The 19,662-nt window shown below is 58.1% G+C and carries 20 protein-coding genes; 7 read left to right on the top strand and 13 right to left on the bottom strand.

The genetic code is table 11. The annotated features are described in order from the left end of the window. Positions 1-16: 16 nt before the first annotated feature. From yeaW to HMPREF3142_RS26110, 3 genes are all read right to left on the bottom strand, one after another. Positions 17-1,141 (bottom strand): carnitine monooxygenase, oxygenase subunit YeaW, encoded by a 1,125-nt coding sequence (yeaW, locus tag HMPREF3142_RS26120; protein ID WP_070612892.1) that lies wholly within the window; start codon positions 1,139-1,141, stop codon positions 17-19. Between the two features lie 36 nt (positions 1,142-1,177). Continuing rightward, a complete protein-coding gene (locus HMPREF3142_RS26115) occupies positions 1,178-2,776 on the bottom strand; it encodes a BCCT family transporter (protein WP_070612890.1) in 1,599 nt (532 codons plus the stop codon). A gap of 662 nt (positions 2,777-3,438) precedes the next feature. Beyond that, positions 3,439-4,524: a tartrate dehydrogenase gene (locus HMPREF3142_RS26110; protein ID WP_008805922.1), complete on the bottom strand. Its 1,086-nt coding sequence runs from the start codon at positions 4,522-4,524 to the stop codon at positions 3,439-3,441. A gap of 82 nt (positions 4,525-4,606) precedes the next feature. On the opposite strand from HMPREF3142_RS26110, the gene HMPREF3142_RS26105 reads away from it, so the two are divergent. Continuing rightward, complete coding sequence (locus HMPREF3142_RS26105; RefSeq protein ID WP_008805923.1) at positions 4,607-5,569, top strand: LysR substrate-binding domain-containing protein; 963 nt, start codon at positions 4,607-4,609, stop codon at positions 5,567-5,569. On the opposite strand, the gene HMPREF3142_RS26100 is transcribed toward HMPREF3142_RS26105, so the two are convergent. The 4 genes from HMPREF3142_RS26100 to puuD form a co-directional block, all read right to left on the bottom strand. After that, positions 5,566-6,846, bottom strand: coding sequence for an NAD(P)/FAD-dependent oxidoreductase (locus HMPREF3142_RS26100; protein ID WP_008805924.1), 1,281 nt, complete (start codon positions 6,844-6,846; stop codon positions 5,566-5,568). The two genes, HMPREF3142_RS26105 and HMPREF3142_RS26100, sit on opposite strands and share 4 nt — an antisense overlap. A 2-nt stretch (positions 6,847-6,848) precedes the next feature. Next, the gene (gene puuC, locus HMPREF3142_RS26095) at positions 6,849-8,336 is read right to left on the bottom strand and encodes an aldehyde dehydrogenase PuuC (RefSeq protein ID WP_023297349.1); all 1,488 of its coding nucleotides are present in this window, start codon (positions 8,334-8,336) and stop codon (positions 6,849-6,851) included. Positions 8,337-8,656: 320 nt separating this feature from the next. Further along, on the bottom strand, positions 8,657-9,214 hold the full coding sequence (gene puuR, locus HMPREF3142_RS26090; protein WP_002898590.1) for an HTH-type transcriptional regulator PuuR: 558 nt from the start codon (positions 9,212-9,214) through the stop codon (positions 8,657-8,659). A 25-nt stretch (positions 9,215-9,239) separates the two neighbouring features. Next, entirely contained in the window at positions 9,240-9,992 is a 753-nt protein-coding gene (puuD, locus tag HMPREF3142_RS26085; RefSeq protein WP_162494428.1) for a gamma-glutamyl-gamma-aminobutyrate hydrolase, read from the bottom strand. 225 nt (positions 9,993-10,217) lie between these two features. On the opposite strand from puuD, the gene HMPREF3142_RS26080 reads away from it, so the two are divergent. Then, positions 10,218-11,639 (top strand): glutamine synthetase family protein, encoded by a 1,422-nt coding sequence (locus tag HMPREF3142_RS26080; protein ID WP_008805927.1) that lies wholly within the window; start codon positions 10,218-10,220, stop codon positions 11,637-11,639. 353 nt (positions 11,640-11,992) lie between these two features. Next, on the top strand, positions 11,993-13,384 hold the full coding sequence (locus HMPREF3142_RS26075; protein WP_008805929.1) for an APC family permease: 1,392 nt from the start codon (positions 11,993-11,995) through the stop codon (positions 13,382-13,384). Between the two features lie 119 nt (positions 13,385-13,503). On the opposite strand, the gene HMPREF3142_RS28720 is transcribed toward HMPREF3142_RS26075, so the two are convergent. Continuing rightward, a complete protein-coding gene (locus HMPREF3142_RS28720; RefSeq protein WP_002898600.1) occupies positions 13,504-13,626 on the bottom strand; it encodes a small membrane protein in 123 nt (40 codons plus the stop codon). Between the two features lie 256 nt (positions 13,627-13,882). On the opposite strand from HMPREF3142_RS28720, the gene HMPREF3142_RS26070 reads away from it, so the two are divergent. Further along, on the top strand, positions 13,883-14,104 hold the full coding sequence (locus tag HMPREF3142_RS26070; protein ID WP_008805930.1) for a hypothetical protein: 222 nt from the start codon (positions 13,883-13,885) through the stop codon (positions 14,102-14,104). A 20-nt stretch (positions 14,105-14,124) separates the two neighbouring features. Here the strand turns inward: HMPREF3142_RS26070 and HMPREF3142_RS26065 are convergent, their stop codons facing one another. Together HMPREF3142_RS26065 and HMPREF3142_RS26060 are read right to left on the bottom strand one after the other, a co-directional pair. After that, entirely contained in the window at positions 14,125-14,913 is a 789-nt protein-coding gene (locus tag HMPREF3142_RS26065; RefSeq protein ID WP_008805931.1) for an SDR family NAD(P)-dependent oxidoreductase, read from the bottom strand. A 115-nt stretch (positions 14,914-15,028) separates the two neighbouring features. Next, on the bottom strand, positions 15,029-15,478 hold the full coding sequence (locus HMPREF3142_RS26060; RefSeq protein ID WP_012542276.1) for a winged helix-turn-helix transcriptional regulator: 450 nt from the start codon (positions 15,476-15,478) through the stop codon (positions 15,029-15,031). A 152-nt stretch (positions 15,479-15,630) separates the two neighbouring features. Between HMPREF3142_RS26060 and agp the strand changes: the two genes are divergently transcribed. Continuing rightward, positions 15,631-16,878, top strand: coding sequence for a bifunctional glucose-1-phosphatase/inositol phosphatase (agp, locus tag HMPREF3142_RS26055; protein ID WP_063106261.1), 1,248 nt, complete (start codon positions 15,631-15,633; stop codon positions 16,876-16,878). 67 nt (positions 16,879-16,945) lie between these two features. On the opposite strand, the gene HMPREF3142_RS26050 is transcribed toward agp, so the two are convergent. The 3 genes from HMPREF3142_RS26050 to HMPREF3142_RS29625 form a co-directional block, all read right to left on the bottom strand. Beyond that, complete coding sequence (locus tag HMPREF3142_RS26050) at positions 16,946-17,173, bottom strand: YccJ family protein (RefSeq protein ID WP_008805934.1); 228 nt, start codon at positions 17,171-17,173, stop codon at positions 16,946-16,948. Between the two features lie 20 nt (positions 17,174-17,193). Further along, positions 17,194-17,790 (bottom strand): NAD(P)H:quinone oxidoreductase, encoded by a 597-nt coding sequence (gene wrbA, locus HMPREF3142_RS26045; protein WP_008805935.1) that lies wholly within the window; start codon positions 17,788-17,790, stop codon positions 17,194-17,196. 217 nt (positions 17,791-18,007) lie between these two features. Then, positions 18,008-18,109: a hypothetical protein gene (locus HMPREF3142_RS29625; RefSeq protein ID WP_224224868.1), complete on the bottom strand. Its 102-nt coding sequence runs from the start codon at positions 18,107-18,109 to the stop codon at positions 18,008-18,010. 117 nt (positions 18,110-18,226) lie between these two features. On the opposite strand from HMPREF3142_RS29625, the gene HMPREF3142_RS26040 reads away from it, so the two are divergent. After that, positions 18,227-18,400 carry a con-10 family general stress protein gene (locus tag HMPREF3142_RS26040; protein WP_002898708.1) on the top strand — a complete coding sequence of 58 codons (174 nt, stop codon included), beginning with the start codon at positions 18,227-18,229 and terminating at the stop codon, positions 18,398-18,400. 162 nt (positions 18,401-18,562) lie between these two features. Beyond that, positions 18,563-19,501: a DMT family transporter gene (locus HMPREF3142_RS26035; protein ID WP_008805936.1), complete on the top strand. Its 939-nt coding sequence runs from the start codon at positions 18,563-18,565 to the stop codon at positions 19,499-19,501. The last annotated feature ends 161 nt before the right edge of the window (positions 19,502-19,662 follow it).

The following is a 19,662-nucleotide window of genomic DNA, read 5'->3' as shown; positions in this document are numbered from 1 at the left end:
CAAACTCCTTCAACGATTACGGCTGGAACACCTGGGCCACCAAATTGTGGAAATGGGCGATACCGTGCTCGGAGATACCGCTGCCGCTGTTATCCGCCATAATGCGTCCCTGGCCGCGATAGCCGCGGGACTTCAGCCCCTTCTGCACGCTTTCCACCAGGCGTAAATCTTCCGGGCGGAACACGTCGCGATACCACTCAATCAGCGCTTTCTGATCGTCAGTCAGCTCTTCGTTGGTGAAATAGATGTCGTAATTCTGCAGAGTGGTCTCTTCATCCACCGGGAATTCATAGATCACGGTCATCATGCCCTTGATCGGCGTCACGTTGAACATGGTGCACGGCCATAGCCAGAAACCGTGGAACGCGGCTTCGGTACCTTCTTCGAATTTAAACGACTGCTCGGACGGCTTGGCGAAGCCATACTGCAGCGTCCATTTGCCGTGCATGGTGTGCCAGTAACGGTCAACCTGTACGGAATCCGAGAAGCCCGGGTGCGCCGGGCCGCAGTGGTAACATTCCAGATAGTTATCGACGATATTTTTCCAGTTCGCCGGGGTGAGAGTGGTAAAGCGCGCTGCCAGTTTCAGGTCATGCACGTCCGGGCAGGCTTCCAGCACTTTGTCCTGCAGGCCCGGCAGCTGCGTTTCCACGCTCTCCGCTTGCGGGTTCATATTGATAAACACAAAGCCGGCATACTCTTCCAGGCGAACCCGCACCAGCGTTGCCTTTTCGCTATCGAAATTCGCCACGTTTTCGCAGTTGCGGGCGTGGGCGAGATTGCCGTCAAGCTTGAAGGCCCAGGCGTGATAGGGGCAGGTAATCACGTTTTTGGCTTTACCTTCACCGCTCAGCAGCTGGTGGCCGCGGTGCGGGCAGACGTTATAGAAAGCGCGCAGAATATTGTCGCGGCCGCGGACGATAACGATATTTTCGCCAATGATCTCCCGGGTGATGTAGTCGTTCGGCCGGGCGACCTCGCTGCCGTGGGCGACGCAAATCCAGCTATTGGCGAAGATGCGCTCTTTCTCGTGCTCAAACGCCTGGCTGTCGGTATAAAAACGGGCCGGAATGGTCCAGGCATCCTGCGGATTGGCGCAAAAGTTAATCGGCAGAGTAAAGTCAGGGCTCAAATTGCTCATGTAAGGTCACCTTGTGATTATTGTCAGTAAGAGGTTTTACAGCGACTGGCCGTCGCCTTTGAGTACCGTGCCAACCGGTAGCGTCTCGGCTTTAATCATTGGCTCGGGCGTATGGGTTTCTATCTGATTGACCGGCACGTGGGCGTAGTCCTGTTTTAGCCAGCGCACGAAGCCGCCGGTTTTAATCAGTAAAATGGCCAGGAATGGTAGGGCGGTCAGCACCACGGTGGTTTTCATGGTCTCAAGCGAAGCGCCGGTAAACAGAATCGATAGCGGGATGAGGGTGATCACCACGCACCAGAACAGGCGCATGCCGCGATCCGGATCGTCGCCTTCGCGCAGGTTGCGGGTGCTGGTCGCTGCCATGGTGTAGGCCACCGCATCCATGTGCGAGGCGAGGAAAACAATCATCACAAACAGATAGGCGGCGAGGAACAGCTTACCTGCCGGCAGCGACATCAGGACCTGCTGGACGGCGGTTTCGCCGCCGAGAGTCTGCATCACCTGCGGTACGTTAATCACGCCGTTAACGAACTGGTGCATGGCGTAGCTTTCCATCACCCCAAAGAAGAACCAGCAGCCGGCGGTGCTACCAAGGAGCAGTCCCCATATCACCTCTTTGATTTTGCGCCCGCGGGAGACGCGGGTGACGAACATCGCCACGCCCGGAGTATAGGAGATCCACCACAGCCAGTAGAAGACGGTCCAGTTGCGGGTAAAGGCGCCGTCGCCGAGGGGATCGGTAAACAGACTCATCTGCAGGAAGTTCTGAGTCGTCAGGCCGACGGCGTTAATGATGTTATTGGTGATGAATTCGGTCGGACCAACCAGTAATACCACCAACGGCAGCAGAAACGCCCCCCAGCCGACCATTTTGCTCAGGCGCTGCAGGCCGTTGTTGATGCCAATCCACGAGCTCATGCAGAAAATACCGCCGGAGAGCAGGATCACAAACGCCTGCACGGTGAAGTTATCCGGCAGCCCGGTCAGCGCTGACAGGCCGCGGGTGAAGGTGGCGGCAGTGACCACCAGCGAAATGGTTAACGCGCCGACGGTAGCGATCAGGAACATCAGATCGACCAGACGGCCCCAGAAGCCCTGCGGACTCACTCCGGTGATCGCTGAAATGATCCCGGAGAGGCTGAGGCCTTTATTTTTCCGCACGTGGAAGTGATAGGCCATGATCAGCGAAGCGAGAGTGTAGGTCGCCCAGGCGCTAACCCCCCAGTGGAAGAAAGAATAAGGGATGCTGTATTCCAGCGCTTTCGGCGATTGCGGAGCAATGTTCAGGCCCGGGGTCTGGTAGTAATAAGCCCATTCGGCAACGCCCCAGTACAGCGTGGAGGAGCCGAGCCCGGCGCAGATAAACATAAACAGCCATGAGAGGGTACTGTATTCGACTTTACCTTCGCCGAGACGGATATTGCCGTATTTGCTGGTCGCCAGATAGAGCACCAGTCCCAGCGCCAGTACCTGTACCGTGGAACCCAGCAGCCGGGTCACGCCGTTAAAAATCGAATCAGCCGCCTGCGCGGTTTGCTGCGGGAAGAGACTTAATGTAGCGGCGATGAAAACAATGGCCGCCAGGCTGATGGCAATCAGCGGCACATCTTTTTTCTTTACGTTGCTCAACATGGGTGATCTCCTGGGCATGATTGCCCGTCGGTGGCTTTAGCCTGTCGTTGTTATCACGCTGTAGGGTCAAGGTTCGTAGCAAAAAGCTATTAACAATCGGATTATTTCTTCGTTACATGAATTAAACAATTGGCCGATTCGTGAAGCAATAAAACACGGAACGGAAATAATAAAAGGTGAATTGGCGCAGGTTCTGTCCTTTCAGGAATTAATAAAGTTCACCGCTGTGATGCGGTCCACTTGTCAATCGTGGGGGATTCTGCATAGCGAAAAGAGAGGGAAGTTGGCGCAGGTCTTCCCGGGTAGCGGCTGCGCCTTACCCGTGCTTGCTACTCGCGGTGTCGTTTTTTTGTCGGGTGGCGGCTAACGCCTTGCCCGACCCGAAGCCTGCAGGGATAAGTCGAAGGAACCACGCAGTGGCGATGTTGCTGGCCGGAGCCCGGGGGTACAGGGGGCGGCGGCGACTGGCCGCCCCCTGCGCGCTCCCTGCGCCAGAAGAGACATAACACGGAAGACATATCGGGAGCGCAATGTGCCCGGAAATAACACAGAACAAACGTTTTTCCCGGGGCGAAACTGTTGCAAACCGATAACAGTATCTACATTATCGTGCCTTTTGTAGCCCCGGTAAGCGCAGCGCCACCGGGGAGCGGTCGGGGTAATTACGCCAAAATGGCCTTGCAGATGGCGTCGCTGACCTGTTGCGTTGACGCGCTGCCTTTCATATCCGGGGTTTTCGGCCCGCTGGCAATCACCTGCTCAATCGCCGCCAGGATGCCGTTGTGCGCGGCGTGATAGCGCGCATCGCCGTTGCCGAGGAAATCGAGCATCATCGCCCCGGCCCATATGGTGGCGATCGGGTTGGCGATATTTTTACCGTAGATATCCGGCGCGGAGCCGTGAACCGGCTCGAACAGCGACGGGAAGGTGCGCTCCGGATTGAGATTGGCCGACGGCGCAATACCGATTGTGCCGGTACAGGCCGGGCCGAGATCGGAGAGAATATCGCCGAACAGGTTGGAGCCGACCACCACATCAAAACGCTCCGGCTGCAGCACGAAGCGGGCGCACAGGATATCGATATGCTGCTTGTCCCAGCGAATATCCGGATAGTTTTTGGCCATCTCTTCCACCCGCTCATCCCAGTAGGGCATGCTGATCGCCAGACCGTTGGATTTGGTCGCCGAAGTCAGCGTTTTGCGTGGGCGGCTTTGCGCCAGTTCGAAGGCGTAGCGCAGGATCCGGTCCACGCCGCGGCGGGTAAAGACCGACTCCTGAATCACCACTTCATGCTCGGTGCCTTCATTGGCGCGCCCGCCGAGGGCGGAATATTCGCCTTCGGTATTTTCGCGCACCACGTAAAAATCGATATCGCCGGCCTTTTTACCCGCCAGCGGGCAGGGGACGCCGGGGAACAGACGCACCGGACGCAGGTTGACGTATTGGTCAAACTCACGGCGGAACTTCAGCAGCGACCCCCACAGCGAAATGTGGTCGGGAACGGTATCCGGCCAGCCGACGGCGCCGAAGTAGATGGCATCGAAGCCCTGCAGCTGCTCGCGCCAGTCGTCCGGCATCATCTTGCCGTGATGGGCATAATATTCGCAGCTTGCCCACTCCATCTGCTCGAAGCTCAATGACAGATCCCAACGCTGTGCGGCGGCTTGCAGCACGCGAATCCCTTCAGGCAGAACTTCTTTGCCAATTCCGTCACCCGGGATGGCGGCAATACGATAGGTTTTTTTCATTCCGGTTCTCACTTTTTAGCGATGATGTTTGACCACCTGCCTATCCTATAATTGACTGGTTCATAATTAATCACGCTAACTGGTGAAACATAAAACACAGATCATGAATAATCTGCCGCTGCTAAATGATTTACGCGTCTTTATGCTGGTCGCTCGCCGGGCCGGGTTCGCCGCCGCCGCCGAAGAGCTTGGCGTATCACCGGCGTTCGTCAGCAAGCGGGTTTCGCTGCTGGAGCAAACCCTGAATGTGGTGTTGCTGCACCGGACTACCCGCCGGGTCACCATTACCGAGGAGGGGGAGCGGATCTACGAATGGGCGCAGCGCATTTTGCAGGATGTCGATGAGATGATGGACGAGCTTTCCGACGTACGTCAGGTGCCGCAGGGAACGCTGCGTATTATCAGTAGCTTCGGCTTTGGTCGCCGGGTGGTGGCCCCGGCGCTGTCGGCGCTGGCCCTTCAGTACCCGCAGCTGGAACTGCGTTTCGATGTCCAGGACCGGCTGGTGGATTTAGTCAATGAAGGGGTGGATCTCGATATTCGCGTGGGCGATGATATCGCGCCGAATCTGATTGCCCGCCAGCTGGCGGCCAACCACCGCGTGCTCTGCGCCTCGCCGCAATTCCTTGCCCGCCATCCACCGCCGAAACAGCTGAGCGATCTGGCCGCCTTACCCTGCCTGGTGATTAAAGAACGCGATCATCCGTTTGGCATCTGGCAGTTGCACAGCAAAGAGGGGCAGCATGCGATCAAGGTGACCGGGCCGCTGTCGTCCAACCATGGTGAAATTGTGCATCAGTGGTGTCTTGACGGGCAGGGGATTGCGTTACGTTCATGGTGGGACGTCCGGGAGAATATCGCCAGCGGCCATCTGGTGCATGTGCTGCCGGAATTCTTTCAGCCTGCCAACGTCTGGGCAGTCTATGTCTCCCGGTTGGCGACGTCGGCTAAAATTCGCACCACCGTGGAGTTTCTGCGCCACTACTTTCAGCAGCACTATCCGCAGCATGAGCCGACGGCCAGCGCCGTCGGCAGAGGCGATTAAACCCCAAGGCGGTCGCGCAGGCTGTAGTAGGCGGCGCCCATGGCGGTAAAAGGAATGCGCAGGCTGCGGCCGCCCGGGAACGGGTAGTGCGGCAGTTTGGCGAAGGCGTCGAACCGCTCGGCGTCGCCGCGCAGCAGCTCTGAAATCAAGCGTCCGGCAAGGTGGGTACAGGTCACGCCGTGGCCGCTGTAGCCCTGCATGTAGTAAATATTGTTATCGAGACGGCCGAACTGCGGCATCCGCGACAGGGTCAGCAGGAAGTTGCCGGTCCAGCGGTAGTCAATTTTCACCCCCTGCAGCTGCGGGAAGGTTTTCAGCAGCTTCGGCATAATCAGCCGCTCCACGTCGTCCGGATCGCGCGCGCCGTAGACCACGCCGCCGCCGTACAGCAGACGGTTGTCGCCGGTCAGACGGTAGTAGTCCAGCAGGTAGTTACAATCTTCCACACAGTAGTTTTTCGGGATCAGCGAGCGGGCGACCTCTTCCGACAGCGGAGCGGTAGTGACCACCTGGGTGCCACACGGCATGCTGCGTTTCGCCAGCTCCGGCTCCAGTTTATCGCCAAGATAGGCGTTGCCGGCGACGATCACGTAGCGCGCGGTGACCTGGCCGCGCGCGGTGCTGACCACCGCCGGGCTGCTGTGCTGGATGCGGGTGACCGGCGACTGCTCATACACCCGGCCGCCGTTCAGGCGAATGGCGTCCGCTTCACCGATGGCGAGGTTCAGCGGGTGAATATGGCCGCCGCTGTGGTCAAGCAGGGCGCCGACGTAGCGGTCGCTGTCCACTTCGCGACGAATGGCCTCTCTGTCCAGCAGCTCCAGTTGGGTGTTGCCGTAGCGTTCCCAGTTGGCTTTCTGCTCTTCCAGGGTTTCCAGCTGTTTATGGTTCATCGCCACGAACAGGCCGCCCGGGCGGTAATCGCACTGGATCTGGTAGCGCTGGATGCGCTCGCGAATAATATCGCCGCCTTCGAACATCATGCTGCCGAGCATTTTGGCCGCATCCGGGCCGTAGTTCTTCTCAATGACGTCGATATCGCGGCTATAGGAGTTGACCAACTGACCGCCGTTGCGGCCGCTGGCGCCGAAGCCGATGCGCGCCCCTTCCAGCACCACCACGTCGTAGCCCATTTCGGCCAGATGCAGAGCTGAGGAGAGGCCGGTGTAGCCGCCGCCGACAACGCAGACGTCACAGTTGATGGAGCCCTCCAGCGTCGGGAACGGTTCATACTTATTGGCGCTGGCGGCGTAGTAGCTAGTGGTATGTTCAGTCATGATCAAGACTCCAGGGCAATCCAGATGGTTTTCAGTTCGGTGAATTTTTCCAGCGCGTGCAGCGATTTATCGCGCCCGTTGCCGCTCTGCTTGTAGCCGCCGAACGGAACGGTCATATCACCATCGTTATAGTTGTTGACGAAGACCGAGCCAGCCTTCAGGCGACGGCTCATGCGGTGGGCGCGTGACAGATCGCGGGTCCACACGGCGGCGCCGAGACCGTAGTCACTGTCATTGGCAAGCTGCAGCGCCTCTTCTTCGCTTTTGAAGCGCGTGACCACCAGTACCGGGCCGAAGATCTCTTCCCGGCTGAGGGTCGATGCCGGGTCGACGTCAACGAAAATGGTCGGGCCGACGGCGGCAGGCCACGGATTTTTCCGTCCGTCGAGGAACAGCGTGCTTTTGGCTTCGCCACCGCGGATAAAACTGTGCACGTTGTCGGCATGGGCGTTATCAATCAACATGCCCATGGTGGTGTCCGGATCGAGCGGGTTACCCGGCTGCCAGTGTTGTGCTTCGGTTTTCAGCCGCGCCAGAAACTCGTCAGCGATGCTCTCCTCGAGCAGCAGACGGGTCCCGGCGATGCACACCTGGCCCTGGTTATAGAAGATGCCGCCGGCGGTGGCGCTGACCGCTTGTTGCAGATCCGGGCAGTCGGCGAAGACGATGTTGGCGCTCTTGCCGCCCGCTTCCAGCCACACGCGCTTCATATTGCTGTCGCCGGCGTCTTTCAGCAGCTGCTTGCCGGTGCGGGTGGAGCCGGTAAAGGTAATGACTTCAACATCAGGATGCAGGGCCAGCGCCTGCCCGGCCTCGTGACCAAAGCCGCTGACCACGTTCAACACGCCGTCCGGCAGGCCGGCCTCTTTCGCCAGCCCGGCCAGACGCAGGGCGGTGAGCGGCGATTTTTCTGAGGGTTTGAGGATTACGCTATTGCCCGCCGCCAGCGCCGGGCCGAGTTTCCAGCAGGCCAGCAGCAGCGGGAAGTTCCACGGCACCACCGCGGCGATCACGCCAATTGGTTCACGAACGATCATCGCCAGCTCGTTGCTGCCGGTGGGGGCCACTTCGCCATAGACTTTATCCAGCGCCTCGGCGTACCAGCGAATGGCGCGGGCGGCGCCGGGAATATCGTCGCGCAGGCTGTGGCGGATCGGTTTGCCGGTATCCAGCGTTTCCAGCAGCGCCAGCTCTTCACGATGGGCCTCCATCAGATCAGCAAAGCGAGTGAGGATCGCTTTACGCTGTGCGGGGGAGGCCTGCGACCAGTCGCCATTATCAAAAGCCTGGCGCGCGGCCTTCACCGCCCGTTCGACGTCGGCTTTTTTACCGCGGGCGACCTGCGCTAATGTCTGCTGCGCGGCAGGGTCGATAGTTTCAAAGGTGGTATTATCGGCCGCGGCGCAATATTCGCCGTTAATAAATAAGCGCGTTTCAATGGCCAGGTTTTTCGCTTTTTCCTGCCAGTAAGCCAGGTGCTGAAAATTCATCATGACTCCTTAAAAACATTATCGGCACATTAATCAGTTCGGCGTTTTCAGGCTGCACGGGGGCACTGCGCCGGGCGCAGGGCATAACGTATCCCCGGAGTTGAATACCGTTTTATTCCCCTGAATGGCGACAGGTTGTTTACAACCCGAATTATTCAGGAGCGAGTCGCCATTCACTGGCGTTAATTATTTCGGGGCCAACAGGAAATAATATTCCGTACGGCGCAGGCGTAATTACTACGATTTCTTCGCCGCGACGAAAATAGATATTCCGCCGCGACAGGCCTGAAGAAAGCCTGAACCTCGTTCAGGCTAAATAATCAGAATGTGGTGGGGGTGTGGGCACTGATGATGCGGCAGATGCCTGCCGAGGTGTTGCTGAAGCTGTGCGGGATGCCGGTATTAATGGCATAGCTCTGTCCAGCCACCAGGTGATACGACTGACCGTTAATGGTCAGCACGATCTCACCTTCCAGTATGGTGCCTATCTCCTCACCCTGATGCTTAATTCTCTCCCCGGTCGTGGTTCCAGGCTGGTAAGTTTCAAAAATCATCGCCAGCGTACGGTTCGGATTTCCGTTATGAACCAGCTTCATGGAAACGCCCTGACTTCCCATCTCAATCAGGTCATCCTGATTAATGACCACCTGGGGTTCGTCCGGCTTTTCGGGTTCAGAAAAGAATTCCGAGAGCGACAGCCCATAGACTTTCAGCAGCTTTTGCAGCGTACTGATGGCAGGACTGACTTTGTCCTGCTCTATGGTGCTGATGGCACTATGTGTCAACCCAGACAGTTCGGCGGCACGACGCTGTGAGAGACCCAGCTGTTGGCGGATCTCTGACAGACGTTTCCCTGGCGCCAGTCCGTCATCGCTCATATTTGCATTTCCTTAACGGTAGTGGTCAGCGCCGCCGCTTTTCAGCATGATGGCCCTGACAGGCGGTGATAAAACCATCAAACAACATACGCGACAGGGCGTATTCGCTACTGTTCCATTCAGGATGCCACTGTACGCCCAACGCGAAAGGATGATCGTTCACGCTGACCGCTTCCACCAGTCCATCCGGCGCTCGCGCCTCCACGCGCAGCTGCGGACTCAGGGTTTTTGCCCCTTGCCCATGTAGCGAGTTTACCCAAAACGTGTTGCAGCCCGGTATCAATTGCGACAGCAATCCTCCTTCCTGAACCTCAACCTGATGGGACGGCGCATACTGCTGCTCGACGGGCAGTTCAGGATCTTCACGATGTTCAAGGAGCTCAGGCTGCTCGAACAGACGACGATACAGAGTCCCGCCGGTGGCGACAACCAGTTCCTGCAGTCCACGACAGATGGCGAAAATGGGGATGCGCCTTTCGAGCGCGGCGTTAATCAGCGCCATGCTCAGAAGATCACGCCCGGGGTCGGCGTCAGGCTCATCGCCGTTTTCACCATAAAGGTGCGGCTGCACATTACTGGGGCTGCCTGGCAGGTAAATCCCGTCCAGTTTATCGACTAACGCGTTCAGCAGCTCCGGCTCCGCCAGCGCATGCGGCAGGGCGATCGGCAGTCCGCCGTGGTTAACAATGGCATTCAGGTACTTTTCTTGCAGAGTCTGGGTCTGGTGACCCTTAAGCCTGTTTCTACACATCACGACGCCAATAACTGGCTTGTACATTATATTTTCCATGATCGCCCTCACAAAGTGGACTAAATTATGACCGCTATAGCGGGTTTAACGGCCATATCGTTCAATATTTTCTCAATCTAGCAGCGGAAATAGCCCTTTGCAAACTTAATTTAACATTTGACAAACAATTTATTTGCATACACAGTCGATGGGGTGGACATTATATTTAACGGTCTGAGCACAGGACCGAAACCCAACCAACGGCGGTGAATCATGGAAACCAATATCGTAGAAGTTGAGAACTTTGTTCAGCAGACGGAAGAGAGACGGGTCAGCGCGTTCGCGAAAGAAGTGAAGCGCTACCTCGAAACCTACCCCGATACCCAGTATGTCGATGTCCTCCTTACCGACCTGAACGGCTGCTTCCGCGGCAAGCGCATTCCGGTTGCCGGCCTGAGCAAACTGGAGAAAGGCTGTTATTTCCCGGCCTCGGTGTTTGCAATGGATATTCTTGGCAATGTGGTGGAAGAGGCCGGCCTGGGTCAGGATATGGGCGAACCGGATCGCAGCTGCATTCCGGTACCCGGCACCTTAACGCCTTCGGCGGCTGACCCACAATCGATAGCCCAGGTACAGCTGACCATGGTTGATGAAGATGGCGCTCCCTTTGACGTTGAGCCGCGGAACGTACTCAACCGCCTCTGGCAGCAGTTGCGCCAGCGCGGGCTGTTCCCCGTGGTAGCGGTAGAGCTGGAGTTCTATTTACTGGACCGCAAACGCGACGCCGAAGGCTACCTCCAGCCGCCGTGCGCGCCGGGCACCGACGATCGCAACACCCAAAGCCAGGTCTACTCCGTCGATAACCTGAACCACTTTGCCGACGTGCTTTATGACATCGACGAGCTGGCCAAACTGCAGCTGATCCCCGCCGACGGCGCGGTGGCGGAAGCCTCGCCGGGCCAGTTTGAAATCAACCTTCACCATACCGATAACGTGCTGGATGCCTGCGATGATGCGCTGGCGTTAAAACGTCTCGTGCGTTTAATGGCGGAGAAGCATAAGATGCACGCCACTTTTATGGCGAAGCCTTATGAAGAGCATGCGGGCAGCGGGATGCACATCCACATCAGCATGCTGAACAATAAAGGGGAAAACGTGCTGGTGGACGGCGACGGGGAAGACTCTGTGCTGCTCAAACGCGCGCTGGCCGGGATGATCGATCTGATGCCGGCCTCGATGGCGCTGCTGGCGCCGAACGTGAACTCGTATCGCCGCTTCCAGCCGGGGATGTACGTCCCGACGCAGGCTTCGTGGGGGCATAACAACCGCACCGTGGCCTTGCGTATTCCGTGCGGCGAGCGGCAGAACCACCGCGTCGAGTATCGCGTGGCGGGGGCGGACGCCAACCCGTATCTGGTGATGGCGGCGATTTTTGCCGGCATTCTGCACGGGCTGGATAACCCCCAGCTGCCTTTGCAGGAAGAGGTGGAAGGTAACGGTCTGGAACAAGAGGGCCTGCCGTTCCCGATCCGCCAGAGCGATGCGCTGTGGGAGTTTATGCAGAACGATCATCTGCGCGAGCGCCTCGGTGAGCGTTTCTGCCACGTTTTCCATGCCTGTAAGCATGATGAATTACTGCAGTTTGAGCGTCTTATCACAGAAACCGAAATTGAGTGGATGTTGAAAAACGCCTGATGGTCGCCCCGCGAGGGGCCCATGAGTTTGGTAATCAGTAGCATCATACGGCCTGAGCGGAGCCTGGTCGTCCTTTTTGCTGGGAGCCCAGCCATTTCCCGGATGTCGCGTTAAGGAGCGCAGGCGGCAACGGGGCTTCAGTTAACGACACAGTGTGTGACGAGGAAATGAGATGATGCAGATGTTCAAATATCCGCAGGGAGAGGGAGGCCGCTCAGGCCGCATGGAATGCCAGCCAGCTACCGCTCACCGGTCCGTCTTACCCTTTTATCTATGCCTTACCCCTTTGCTAAGCAGGTTTGTCACGCGGACGTTGGGTCCGCAAACTGTTAACAGCAAGGGGGGAATGGGCGATGGCTATTAATCTTCCTGCGCATAACGCCGCTCAGGCGGGCAGACCACGCCTGCGTAAATCCCTCAAACTCTGGCAAGTGGTGATGATGGGGCTGGCCTATCTGACGCCGATGACGGTGTTTGATACCTTCGGCATCGTCTCCGGCATCAGCAATGGCCACGTACCGGCGTCTTATCTGTTGGCGCTGGCCGGGGTGCTGTTCACCGCCATCAGCTACGGCAAACTGGTGCGTCAGTTCCCGGAAGCCGGTTCCGCCTATACCTACGCGCAAAAATCCATCAGTCCGCACGTCGGTTTTATGGTCGGCTGGTCGTCGCTGCTCGATTATCTGTTTCTGCCGATGATCAACGTCCTGCTGGCGAAGATCTATCTCTCGGCGCTGTTCCCGGAGGTGCCGCCATGGGTGTGGGTGGTCACCTTTGTCGCCATTCTGACCGCCGCGAACCTGAAAAGCGTTAACCTGGTGGCCAACTTCAACACCCTGTTCGTGCTCGTGCAGATTTCGATCATGGTGGTGTTTGTCATTCTGGTGGTGCAGGGGCTGCACAAAGGCGAGGGGGTGGGGACCGTCTGGTCGCTGCAGCCGTTTATCAGCCAGAATGCGCATCTGATCCCGATTATTACCGGCGCGACGATTGTCTGCTTCTCGTTTCTCGGCTTCGACGCGGTGACCACGCTGTCGGAAGAGACCCCTGACGCCGCACGGGTGATCCCGAAAGCGATTTTTCTTACTGCGATGTACGGCGGCATTATTTTCATCGTCGCGTCGTTCTTTATGCAGCTGTTCTTCCCGGATATTCATCGCTTTAAAGACCCCGATGCCGCGCTGCCGGAGATTGCGCTGTACGTGGGCGGCAAGCTGTTCCAGTCGATTTTCCTCTGCACCACCTTTGTTAACACCCTGGCATCGGGCCTGGCCTCGCATGCCAGCGTCTCCCGTCTGCTGTACGTGATGGGCCGCGACAACGTCTTCCCGGAGCGCATTTTTGGCTATGTGCATCCGAAATGGCGTACCCCGGCGCTGAACGTGATTATGGTGGGTATTGTCGCGCTGTCGGCGCTGTTCTTCGACCTGGTGACCGCCACGGCGTTGATCAACTTCGGCGCGCTGGTGGCGTTCACCTTCGTAAATCTGTCGGTGTTCAACCACTTCTGGCGGCGCAAGGGGTATAACAAAACCTGGAAGGATCGGCTGCACTATCTGCTGTTGCCGATGGTCGGCGCGTTGACGGTGGGCGTGCTGTGGATCAACCTCGAGGCCACCTCGCTAACGCTCGGCCTGGTGTGGGCGGCGCTTGGCCTGCTGTACCTGGCTTACCTGACCCGACGCTTCCGTAAACCGCCGCCGCAGTTCGATGCCACCAAAGCGGAGCAGGCCTGGGAGTCATAAACGTTTGATGCTGCGATTGAACCAAGGCAGGCCCACGGGCCTGCCTTGGTTTTTGGTTCGGTAAGGGACAGTACAGGACGGTAAAGAAATCAGCAGAAAACGGCGGGGAACGGAAGGTATTATTTCTTCTTTTTATGGACAGGTAACTGACTGGCGCGCCGCTCTTTGAGGTACGACACCAGGCTGTAGATGGCGACGCCCAGCAGCGCCACCGCGACGATAAAGAGAATAAGACCCGACATAGACCAACCTAATATTCTGTTTAGAAAGGGAAAAAGATACAGGGCTCTGTTTGAAGATAACATCGGGATATGTCTGAAAGATGACGCCTCATCGCGAGAATATCCGGCGGCGGGGTTGTGATAAAATATTTCCCGCAGGAATGTGACCGCCCGGGTTTCACCTGAAAGGATGTAACACTCCGTTAAGTGATTTTACAGAAGTGCGGCGTACAGCGGGTTACGCTGACCGCGAATAAGAACGATCTGAGAGTCAGTCATGTATAAGAAATCCCTCAGCCTGCTGGGCGTGGTGCTGGCGCTGTCTGCCTTTGCCAGCCAGGCTGAAAGTGAACGTCAGGCGAGCCGCGAGCAGATCGTGGAGCAGGTCCTCAAGCCGTGTGAAGGCAAAAAAGCGGGCGATAAGGTGGTGATCACCGATCGCCGCGGCGGCGAGCACGAGGCCATTTGTACCCTGACGGCGGTTCCGCTACCGGAGTAATGTCCGCCGCAAGGTGCCGCTTAGCGATACCGCGGCGCAGGCTGTCCGGTTCGTGCGCTGGTAAACAGCGCCAGTCTGGACTGCTCAAAAGCCTCCCACAGTCCCAGGTCATGAACCGGTGGTAAGGTGACCTGTTCCCCCATCTCCAGCCCCCTGAGAGCGGCGTCCACCAGATCCTCTGTGGTCATCACCGTGCCGGTGGGCAGGGCGTTCAACGCCACGCCGGAGGTCGGCCAGAGATCGGTGGCGGTCGCCGCCGGCAATACCGCCTGAATACGCACGCCGCTGTCGGCAAACTCATCCTGCAGACCGCGGGTGAAGCTCAACACCCAGGCTTTACTGGCGCTGTAGACCGCGCTACCTGGCAGCGTATGTAGCGCGAGGATGGAGGCAATATTAATGAGCGTTCCCCGGCGTCGTGGGATGAAAGCGGCCAGCGCGGCATAGCTCAGGCGCAGCAGCGCCGTGGTATTGAGCGTATGAATCGCCTGGTGCTCCCGCGGCGTACTGGCGAGAAAACCCGCCATTTTCGCGGTGCCGGCGTTGTTAATGAACAGGTCGATGGCGGGATCCTGCTGCAGACGCTGCTCTACGGCGGCAATCCCGTGCTCTTCGCTAAGATCGGCTTTGAGGATGCTGGCCTGGATGGCGTAGCGCGCCTGCAGCTGGTCGGCGAGCGCCAGCAGCCGGTCTTCACGACGGGCGGCGAGGATCAGGTTGTAGCCGCGGGCGGCGAGTCGTTCGGCATAGATCGCGCCGATACCTGAGGACGCGCCAGTGATAAAAGCAGTGTGCGATGGTTGGGTCATGAGAATTGCCTCGTAAAAGGTTGCATTATTAAACCAAATTCAGCATGAGATATTAGGTTTAATAATGCAACCATTTTGTCCGGACTTTTTCATTTTTGCCTGCCGCGGGCAGCGTTTAGTCGTTCAGCGGAATAGCGATGGTGATGTCTGCCGGGGCCAGCTCACGGCCATCCGCCGCCTGCAGGACCAGCTTACGCAGGGGCTGGCGCTGCTGACGGTCAATGAGCCGGGTCGCCGGTTCGTCGGGCTCGAACAGATAGTCGTCTGCCCACTGGGAGAGGGCGACCAGCACCGTCTGCAGGGCACGGCCCTTGTCGGTCAGGACATACTCCTGCCAGGCGCTGCCATCGGAGGCCGGCTGCAGGCGCAGGATGCCTTCATCCACCAGCATTTTCAGCCGCCCGGCGAGCATGTTTTTGGCAATACCGAGGTTTTTCTGGAATTCGCTAAACCGGCGCACCCCGCGTAGAGCATCGCGGACGATCAGCAGCGACCACCAGTCGCCGATAACATCGAGGGAGCGGGCGATAGGGCAACAGCTGTTTTCCAGACGGGTACGTTTCACGAAAGCCTCCAGGTTAATTGTTTCATTATAAAACTCTTTGCCCGGCAGGGGAAATTTTCGGCTACGGTCTAAGTTTGCGAGCGATTACCAGGAAAAATGTCATAAATCCGTCACAATTAACGCGATGATAATAAATGACTAAGGATGAAGGGATGAAAAAACGTCTACTTGCCGCCGCCGTTGCCGGCGCGGTGATGTTATCCGCTGGCGCTCAGGCGCAGGACTCGGCCGCCCCGGAGGGATATCAGCTGCAGCAGGTGCTGATCATGAGCCGTCACAACCTGCGTGCGCCGCTGGCCAATAACGGCAGCGTGCTCGAGCAGTCCACCGCCAAGGCCTGGCCGCAGTGGGATGTGCCGGGCGGCCAGCTGACAACCAAAGGCGGCGTGCTGGAGGTGTATATGGGCCACTATATGCGCGAATGGCTGGCGCAGCAGAAGCTGGTGACCAGCGGCGAGTGCCCACCGGAAAACGCGGTTTACGCCTATGCCAACAGCCTGCAGCGCACCGTCGCCACCGCGCAGTTCTTTATCACCGGCGCGTTCCCGGGCTGCGGTATCACGGTGCACCATCAGCCGCAGATGGGCACCATGGACCCGACCTTCAACCCGGTTATTACCGACGACTCCCCCGCGTTTCGCGAGAAAGCGCTGCAGGCGATGGAAAAAGAGCGTCAGGGGATGCAACTGACCGAGAGCTATAAGCTGCTGGAGACGATGATCGATTACCGCAACTCGCCCTCCTGCAAAGAGAAGCAGGTCTGCTCGCTGAGCGAGGGTAAGGATACCTTTAGCGCCGGTTATCAACAGGAGCCGGGGGTTTCCGGTCCGCTGAAGGTGGGCAACTCGCTGGTGGACGCCTTCACCCTGCAATATTATGAAGGCTTCCCGAAAGACCAGGTGGCGTGGGGGGAAATCACCAGCGATAAGCAATGGCAGGTGCTGTCGAAGCTGAAGAACGGCTACCAGGATAGTCTGTTTACCTCGGTAGCGGTGGCACAAAACGTCGCCAAACCGTTGGTTAAATATATCGATAACGCGCTGGTGGGCGAGGAGGCCAACAAGGCGAAAGTCACGCTGCTGGTGGGGCACGACTCGAATATCGCCTCGCTGCTGACGGCCCTGGACTTTAAGCCTTATCAACTACCTGGCCAGTACGAGCGCACGCCCATTGGCGGCAAACTGCTGTTTCAGCGCTGGCATGACAGCGCCGGTAATCGCGATCTGATGAAGATTGAGTATGTCTATCAAAGTACTGAACAGCTGCGTAACGCCGACGCGTTAACCCTGCAGGCCCCGCCGCAGCGGGTCACCCTGGCGCTTAACGGCTGCCCGGTTGACGATCAGGGATTCTGTCCGCTGGAGACCTTTAAAAAGGTGATCAACGAGGCGGCGAAATAATGTAAAAAACCCGGAGCAATCCGGGTTTTTTAGCAGGTTAGGGCGAGACCTGGCGGAAATAAACGTCCTAGACGTTTTTACGCTCAATCGTCTGTTCACCCCAGAACAGCGCATCTTTATCGGTTTTGGCAAAGGCCAGCGCCAGCACTTCGTCGCTGCCTTCTTCCCAGATTTGCTCCGCCAGTTTTTCATCGTAGTGGGCGACTTCGAAAATCGCCTCGGCGATCTCCGGCGAGGTGTTACGTAAACTTGCCCATTCGCCGACGCGATGTGCTTTTGCTTCTTGAGTTGGCATGTTACTCCTCCTGCAGAAGATTAGCCGTGGACTTTAACGGCCAGTTTGGCGACATGTTCGCCCTGATAGCGGGCGATGGCTAACTCTTCCTCGCTCGGCTGACGCGAGCCGTCTCCGCCGGCGATGGTGGTCGCGCCATAAGGGGTACCGCCGCGGACCTGGGAAATATCAAACAGCTCCTGGGCGCCGTAGCCGATCGGGACGATGATCATGCCGTGGTGGGCCAGCGTCGTCCAGGTCGAGGTAATGGTTTGTTCCTGTCCGCCGCCGGTGCCGGTTGAGCTGAATACGCTGGCGATCTTGCCGTACAGGGCGCCGGACGCCCACAGACCGCCGGTTTGATCGAGGAAGGTGCGCATCTGACCGGACATGTTGCCGAAACGAGTTGGGGTACCAAAGATGATGGCGTCATACTCTGCCAGCTCCTGCGGCGTGGCGACGGGCGCGTTTTGCGTTTTCCCGCCTGCTTTGGCAAATGCTTCAGCCTGCATGGTTTCCGGCACGCGCTTCACAACCACCTCAACGCCATCCACCCGGTTTGCCCCATCGGCGACGGCGTGAGCCATGGTTTCAATGTGTCCATACATGGAATAATAAAGCACCAGAATTTTAGCCATTTCCATCACTCCTCGGTTGCGTTATAAGCCAGCCAAATGGCTGGTTACCTTTAAAGATAAAGCCTCCGCCGGAGAGTGCAAATCCAACGGGCATTTATTTGATTTATAACAAAATGACAAAGCATTATTTACTTTTCCTTGCACCGCGCGGCCTGAAAGGGAGAGAAGGAGGAAGCGTTGTGCCTGCTATTTTGGCCGGTGTGGCAAGGGTGTAGCATCAGGATACATTTTTGCCGACTATTTTTTCTCCGCCAGCAGAGCAGGTTAGAACCCGTACGCGCCGCGAGGGGGCTTTTTTCGCCCGGGTTTGTTTCTGGATATTTCATTTGCCGCCGTCAGCGGCAGTCATTCACTAACCTTATAGATACGCGGTAAGACAGCGGCGTCGCCGCTCCCGCGTAATGCACTATGATGTCTAACCTAATGGAGGTCAGTAATGGCAAACCATCGTGGCGGTTCTGGCAACTTTGCTGAAGACCGTGAAAGAGCATCAGAAGCAGGACGTAAAGGTGGCCAGCATAGCGGGGGGAATTTTAAAAATGACCCTCAGCGCGCCTCAGAGGCTGGCAAAAAAGGGGGTAAAAACAGTCACGGTAGTCGTGAAAGTTAACGCGCGACTCGCACTGTTCTCTTTGATGCGGTGTTAATCTCCCCGACCCAACCGCATCGCCCTCGCCGCCGGCATCTGCCGGCGGTTTTTTTATCTGTCGGTGGTTGCGCTCCCGCCGGGCGGATTGCACACTGGTCGCCCGTTAATCGTCATGGCTGCCTTATGTCTTCGTTAAAATTCTCCATTACCCGCCAGGAAGCTCTTCTCATCATGATCACCATGTTCTGGGGAGGGACGTTCCTTGCCGTGCAGTATGCGGTGAGCCTCAGCGGGCCGCTGTTTTTTGTCGGTCTGCGTTTCGCGACTGCCGCGCTGGCGGTGGGCCTGCTCTCGCTGCGCACCCTGCGAGGGCTGACGTGGCTGGAGGTGAAGGCGGGGGTGGCGATTGGCGTGGCGATTGCGCTGGGGTATGGCCTGCAGACCTGGGGACTGCAGTCGATCTCCAGCAGTAAATCTGCCTTTATCACGGCGATGTATGTGCCGCTGGTACCGCTGCTGCAGTGGCTGTGCCTGGGTCGTATGCCGGGGGTGATGTCCTGCGTGGGGATTGTGCTGGCGTTTATCGGTTTGATCCTGCTGGCCGGGCCGGAAAATAATCTGCTGGCGCTTGGCGTGGGGGAGATGATTACTCTGGCGAGCGCGCTGGCGATCGCGGCGGAGATTATCCTTATCAGCGCCTGGGCCGGGAAAGTCGATGTCCGCCGGGTGACGGTCGTGCAGCTGGCGACCGCGTCGCTGGTGGCTTTCGCCGCCATGAAGCCGGCGGGTGAGGCGGTTCCGCCGTTGACGCCGGCCCTGCTCGGCGTCGCGCTGGGGCTGGGGATTTTCAGCGCGATCATTCAGGTGACCATGAACTGGGCGCAGCGCAGCGTCTCGCCGACGCGGGCCACCCTTATCTATACTGGTGAACCGGTATGGGCCGGTATTTTTGGCCGGCTGGCCGGTGAGCGTCTGCCGCTGCTGGCTCTGCTCGGCTGCGTCTTGATCCTCGCGGGGGTGCTGGTGAGCGAGCTGAAGTGGAAGCGCAAGTCGCCGCCGCAGGTTTCCACAAACGACGATGCGCAGCCGCTCACGGACCTGGCCGATCGCCGCGAGCCATAATTTTACGCTTCTGATCCTACAGCGGCGCTTATCCTGGCTGGCCTACTCGTCCGGCTCTGATTGTCTCCAGGCCCGCGCCAGCGTAGCGCCGCCGGGCGATGGCATCAGGCACGGAGTTGCGTTTATACCGGGTGGCGGCTGCGCCTTACCCGGCCTACAAC

It is taken from the genome of Klebsiella sp. HMSC16C06, from assembly GCF_001808325.1.
Taxonomy (GTDB): Bacteria; Pseudomonadota; Gammaproteobacteria; order Enterobacterales; family Enterobacteriaceae; genus Klebsiella; species Klebsiella variicola.
The sequence above is the reverse complement of the archived record's forward strand: the minus strand, read 5'-3'. Positions and strand labels throughout refer to the sequence as shown.